The following is a 5,304-nucleotide window of genomic DNA, read 5'->3' as shown; positions in this document are numbered from 1 at the left end:
CCCATGCGCTGCTGGCCGAAGTCCCCTTTTCGCTGATGTTGAAGGACAAAGTTGTAATTGACCCCGATATTGTGCCGGACGCCGTTTTTCTGGGACAGGCATTTTTTAGCCAATCCAACACTGTCTTGTAAAGAGTGGCAAACTTGCGCGTTTCCATAGTCGCGGCACTGTGGAATGGGTATGAAAGGTGTATGGAATTTGAGCAGAAATGAAAAACTCCCCAGCCGGGGAGTTTTTCGCATTTATAGCTGTATTGTAAAACACATTCCAAGCGGGGACTTCATAGGCGCAAAGGAATCCGTGGTATTCATAGCGGTCAAGAGCGTGTCCACGATATAAATCCGCTCAAACAGCCTTGCCCGTGGTCTAATTTCATCATCTGCTCGGTTGACGCAGAAATCTTTTTAATATAATCCACAATTACCTTGGGAAAGGGCAGGGCAGAAATCCCTGCCCCGCCCCTTGCCGGTCAACCGGTCTGAAGATCGCTTTTACAGCGCCACCCATGCGCCGCGCTCTGCCGACGTGAGGATGGCGTCCACTACATGCTGGTTGGCCTGGCCGTCCTGAATGCGGGCGGCCTTCCCTGCCTCCACGCCGTTGATGATGTCCGCAAAGGACTGCATCTGATCGCTGTGGTAATACTCCGGAATGTGCAGCTTGGTGTAGGCATGGGCTTCTGCGTTGATGTCCCCCGAGCACACTTCAATCTCGTCATCCACCCCCTGAGTCGCGTCCAGAGAGTAAACGATCGCCCCCTCGCTGCCGTAGATCTCCATGCGCTGGTAGTTCCCCCGGCCAAAGGCAAAGCGGGTGATCTGGAAGCTGGCGGATACCCCATCCTCCATGTCCGCCATGTAGTTGCAGAAGTCGTCCACATCCACTGTGCCCATGCCGCTGCCGTCCAGCAGCCTGCGCTGTGTGACATAGGTGCCGGTGTGGCCCACCACCCGGGTATACTCCTTACCCAATACAAAGCGCACCAGGTCCAGGGCATGGCAGCCCAGGTCGCCCAGAGCCCCCGAGCCCGTGTGCTTTTTGGCATACCTCCACACCAGGGGACAGTCTGCCCGGGGCAGGCCCCAGGCCTGAAAATACTGCATGTCCACATGGTAAACCCTGCCGATTTTCCCCTGGGCCACCAGGTCCTGGGCAAACCGCGCCGCTGCCTTAAACCGGTAGGAGAAGCACACCATGTTGGGCAGACCCCTTTCCTCGGTGGCTTTTGCCAGAGTATCCGCCTCCTCCGCTGTCATGGTAATGGGTTTTTCTACCGCATAGGGCTTGCCTGCCTTTACAGCGGCCATTGCCACAGGAAAATGCACGTCGTTGGGGGTACAGATGTCCACCGCGTCCACGTCCGGGCAGTTCACCAGGTCGTGATAGTCCAGAAAGCGGTGGGAGGGGTCAATCCCCAAACGGTCGCCTGTTTCGTTCAGCTTCTTTTCGTCAATATCGCAAATAGCAACCAGCTTCAGGTCCGGGCTCCGATCAATGCCCGGCTGGTGTACGCCGCCCCAAATACCGCCCAGGCCCACAGAACCCACGCGGATCGTTTTCTTTTCCATAATACAAACCTCCTGCTTATAAGCTATAAATTCCCTGTTGATCTGCGTCGTCAAAGGTCAGCCCCAAATACCGGGCCGCCTCCCGCAGCACAGGCTTGTAATTTCCGTATACGCCGCCTACATGGTGGATATACGGCCCAAACATCAGCTTCTCCTCCCAGCGCTTCCAGTTATCCGCCTCAAACCAGACATAGGTGCCGGTGGTTTCCGGGCCGTCCACAGCCCTGCCCTCGCCGCCGAACAGGTAATACTCCCCGCCCGCCTCGTCAAACCGGCAAAGGGTGATCTCCCCCTTTTTCAGGAAAAACCGCTCCTGGCCCTCCGCCAGCCCGGCCGCGCTCATGGGGTCCTTCAGAGAATAGGGGAAGGGCCCGCAGTGCCAGAGCAGCTCGGCATTGTCGTTCTTCGGGTGGCGTATGGTCAGGTCAGCCAAAAATACCGGCTCCTCTCCCAGGGCTGCCGCGTGCAGCATGGCCATGGTCACCGCGCCGTTCACGTCTGTCTCGCAGGCCAAAGGCAGGCCTGCGTCTCCCAGCTCGCCCAGCACCGTGCAAACCAGCGCGCCAAAAACCGAGGCTGCGCTCCAGCACTCCATGGCTCCGGCTGTACAGCGGTTCTCCGTCATCAGCTCCTCCACGGCCAGCCGCAGGGCCGCAATCCGGTCCACAGTCTCTCCCGGGGTGCGGCTGACGTCAAACCGGGCTCTTAGCTCCTCCCGGTAGTCGCAGTATACCTTTGGGGCCTCTGTTTGCAGCCGGCTGGCCCGGGCCGCCACCGCATGAGGGGAGATGGGGACGACCGTGACCCCCAGCCGGGTGGCCAGGTCCCCCTCGTTGGCCATTACGCTCATAAAGGGCTGGGGCCGGGCGCCGAACTTGGCGATTCGCAGGCTCCGCACAGTTTTCACCACAGCCGCTGTCTGAATAAATCGCAAAAAGCCCTGGCGAAAGTCCTGGCTTTCGGTCTCGCAGTTCCAGATATAGCTGTAGGTCACGCCGAACCGGCGCAGCACCTTGGTGCAGGCGAACATGCCGCACTGGGTGTCCCGCCCCCGGCTCTGGTCGGTGTTGGGGCGTTCGTCCCGGGGGCCCCACATCAGGGTGGGTATCTGCAGGGCAGCGGCCACTCCGGCGGCGCACTGCTCCTCGCCAAAGTCGCAGTGGGGCAAAAACAGCGCGTCAATCCGGGCGTCCCTGAATTTTTCCACCACCGGCAAAATCTTTTCCGTCTCAAACAGAATTCCGTTCTCACAGATATCGTCAATGTCCACAATGTGGACAGACTTGGGCTTCACGGCGCGAATCACTGCCATGAACCGGTCCTTCTGGCGTTTGGCCTCCTCCATGCTGAGAAATCCCCGCTTGGTGGGGGCCACGCCCAGCCTGACAATGGGCTTGCTCATTGCGTTCCCTTCTTTCCTTTGCCTTTGTTACACCTGCAGCCGCTCCTCATAAAACGCCGCCCGCCGGTCGATCTCCTCATAGTCGATACGGCCGGTCTTCATAAAGACCTGAAGGGTCTCCCAGTCCGGCACACCGGCCCGCCCGCCCATTCTGGTGCATTTGATGCAGGCGGCGGCTGTAGCCAGCCTTGCGCACTCCGCCGGGCCCAGCCCCCGCACCGCTCCGGCCAGATATGCCCCGTGAAACACGTCCCCGGCCCCAGTGGTGTCCATAACAGGCACCTGATAGGCCGGCAGGCGGAAGCCCCCGCAGTCCCGGCTGAACCCGGCGCAGCCCCTGGGCCCCAGCGTGAAAATCACCGTGGAGGGCCCCTTTTCGCAAAGAGTCCGGCAGTTCTCCTCATAGCTCTGGTTGTGAAAGAGCACCTGATAGCAGAATTCCGACCCGATAAACACATCGATCAGGTCCAGGCGGTCCATCAGCTCCGAGGAATAGGCGTCCGCGTCCACAAGAATTTTTGCCCCGGCCGCCCTGGCCCTTTGCACCGCCTCCATAGCCACGCCAGTGACATGGGAGATAAAGAACCACCGGCAGTTTTCCAAAATCGTCCGGTCCAGCTCCTCCGGGGCCGGGGGCCGGGCAGAGCCGTGGCGGTAAACAATGCTGCGGCCCTGGGTCTCCCGGTCGCTGATAACAATGGAGAGAGAGGTGGTCTCCCCCTCCCGGCAGAGCAGGCCCGCAGTGTCTACCCCGTGCCGCTGAAAGTCCTTTTCACAGAACCTTCCGTAGTCGTCGCTGCCCACAGCCCCCAGAACGGCGCACCTTGCGCCCAGCCGGGCCGCTGCTGTCAGCCCCGAGGCCACCTTGCCCCCGCCCTGCCAGCTCAGGGCATTCACTCCCGCGCCCCCGTTGGGCCGGGGAAATACGTCCACATTTACAGCCAGGTCCACGCAGGGCATGTCATACCCGGCAATCTCAAATGGTTTCACCCTGCCGCCCTCCGTCACAAAGAAAAGCCGTTGGGGTTCAGCAGGCGCATCTTTTCCCGCACAAAGTCCACAGCCCCCTGGGCGGCCTCCATCATTACATCCGGCAGGCCCATTCCCTCCCGGTCCTTCAAAGCCCCGGCCACGCTCTGGCCGCAGGCCCTAAAATACTCGGTGGCAATGTTGAACTTGCTCATGCCCAGGCGCACACTCTCCTGCAGCTGGTCCCGGGGAATGTCCGAGCAGCCATGAAGCACCAGCGGCACAGGCACGGCCCGGCGCAGGGCGGCGATCCGGTCAAAGTCCAGGTTGGGGGTCTGTATGTAGGCCCCGTGGGCGTTGCCCACTGCCACGGCCAGCGAGCCGCACTGGGTCTTCTCCACAAAGGCCCTGGCCTGGTCCACATCGGTGTAGCGGCCGGCATCCTTCATATCCTCCAGCCGGGCGCCAGAGCCCACATGGCCCAACTCCGCCTCCACGTCAGCCCCAAACACCCTGGCTGTGCGCACCACAGAGACAGTCAGCCCCACGTTCTCCTCATAGGGCAGGGACGAACCGTCCACCATCACCGAGGGAAACCCGGCCCGCATACCGTTCACCGCAGTCTCATAGTCCACAGAGTGGTCCAGGTGCACGGCCACCGGCACCGGCGACTGCGCCGCAAGGTCTTTGGCAATCGTGGAAAGAAACCCCAGGGGAATATAGCTGTCAAACCCAGGGTACACCTGGACGATAACAGGCGTGCGCTCCTGCTCTGCCGCCTGAATCACCCATTTCACCGTTTCATAGTTGAACACGTTTACAGCTGCCACGCCATAGTGGTTTTCCGTGGCGTGGGCCAGAATATCCCTCATCCTTGCCAGCGGCATGATGTGTCCCTCCTCTTTCTGTTCTCTGCTTATTTCTGCTCGTGCAGCCCCTGAATGCTGTGCTCCAGCTGGGGCTTCACCTCCACCACAGGCTGGGTGTTGCCAGAGGTGATTTCGGGGAAGCGGATGGGCGCGGCCCACCTGACGGCGTTGATAATCACCTTTTGAATTTCTGGCTGATGGTAGATGGGGAACACCTCGTGGCCGGGCCGGAAGTAGAAGATCTTGCCCTTGCCCCGGTGATAGCAGCAGCCGCTGCGGAACACCTCGCCCCCCTCAAACCAGCTGATAAACACCAGCTCCTCTGGCTGAGGAATGTCGAAACGCTCGCCGTACATCTCCTCGTGGGGAATGATGATTTTTTCGTCCAGGCCGTCTGCAATGGGGTGGCTGGGGTCAATCACCCACAAAATCTCCTTTTCGCCGTCCTCCCGCCACTTCAGGTTCCAGGTGTCTGTGCCGCAGACCTTGCGGAAAA

At 60.4% G+C, this 5,304-nt stretch carries 5 protein-coding genes; all 5 read right to left on the bottom strand.

Annotated elements, in window-relative coordinates; all coding sequences use genetic code 11:
- Window positions 1-491: 491 nt before the first annotated feature.
- Entirely contained in the window at window positions 492-1,568 is a 1,077-nt protein-coding gene (locus ACTO5E_RS10040; protein WP_482303347.1) for a Gfo/Idh/MocA family protein, read from the bottom strand.
- Between the two features lie 16 nt (window positions 1,569-1,584).
- Window positions 1,585-2,970 (bottom strand): L-fucose/L-arabinose isomerase family protein, encoded by a 1,386-nt coding sequence (locus ACTO5E_RS10035; protein WP_482303345.1) that lies wholly within the window; start codon window positions 2,968-2,970, stop codon window positions 1,585-1,587.
- A gap of 27 nt (window positions 2,971-2,997) precedes the next feature.
- Entirely contained in the window at window positions 2,998-3,960 is a 963-nt protein-coding gene (locus ACTO5E_RS10030) for a carbohydrate kinase family protein (RefSeq protein WP_482303344.1), read from the bottom strand.
- 14 nt (window positions 3,961-3,974) lie between these two features.
- Window positions 3,975-4,826, bottom strand: coding sequence for a class II fructose-bisphosphate aldolase (locus ACTO5E_RS10025; protein WP_482303343.1), 852 nt, complete (start codon window positions 4,824-4,826; stop codon window positions 3,975-3,977).
- Window positions 4,827-4,855: 29 nt separating this feature from the next.
- A partial coding sequence (locus ACTO5E_RS10020) for a ThuA domain-containing protein (RefSeq protein ID WP_482303341.1) occupies window positions 4,856-5,304 on the bottom strand: 449 nt, incomplete at its 5' end.

This window comes from Acutalibacter sp. (assembly GCF_056800975.1).
The sequence above is the reverse complement of the archived record's forward strand: the minus strand, read 5'-3'. Positions and strand labels throughout refer to the sequence as shown.

Coding starts and splice junctions, on each gene's coding strand:
- ACTO5E_RS10035 (WP_482303345.1), bottom strand. CDS start 2,970: ATGAGCAAGCCCATTGTCAGGCTGGGCGTGGCCCCCACCAAGCGGGGA.
- ACTO5E_RS10040 (WP_482303347.1), bottom strand. CDS start 1,568: ATGGAAAAGAAAACGATCCGCGTGGGTTCTGTGGGCCTGGGCGGTATT.
- ACTO5E_RS10025 (WP_482303343.1), bottom strand. CDS start 4,826: ATGCCGCTGGCAAGGATGAGGGATATTCTGGCCCACGCCACGGAAAAC.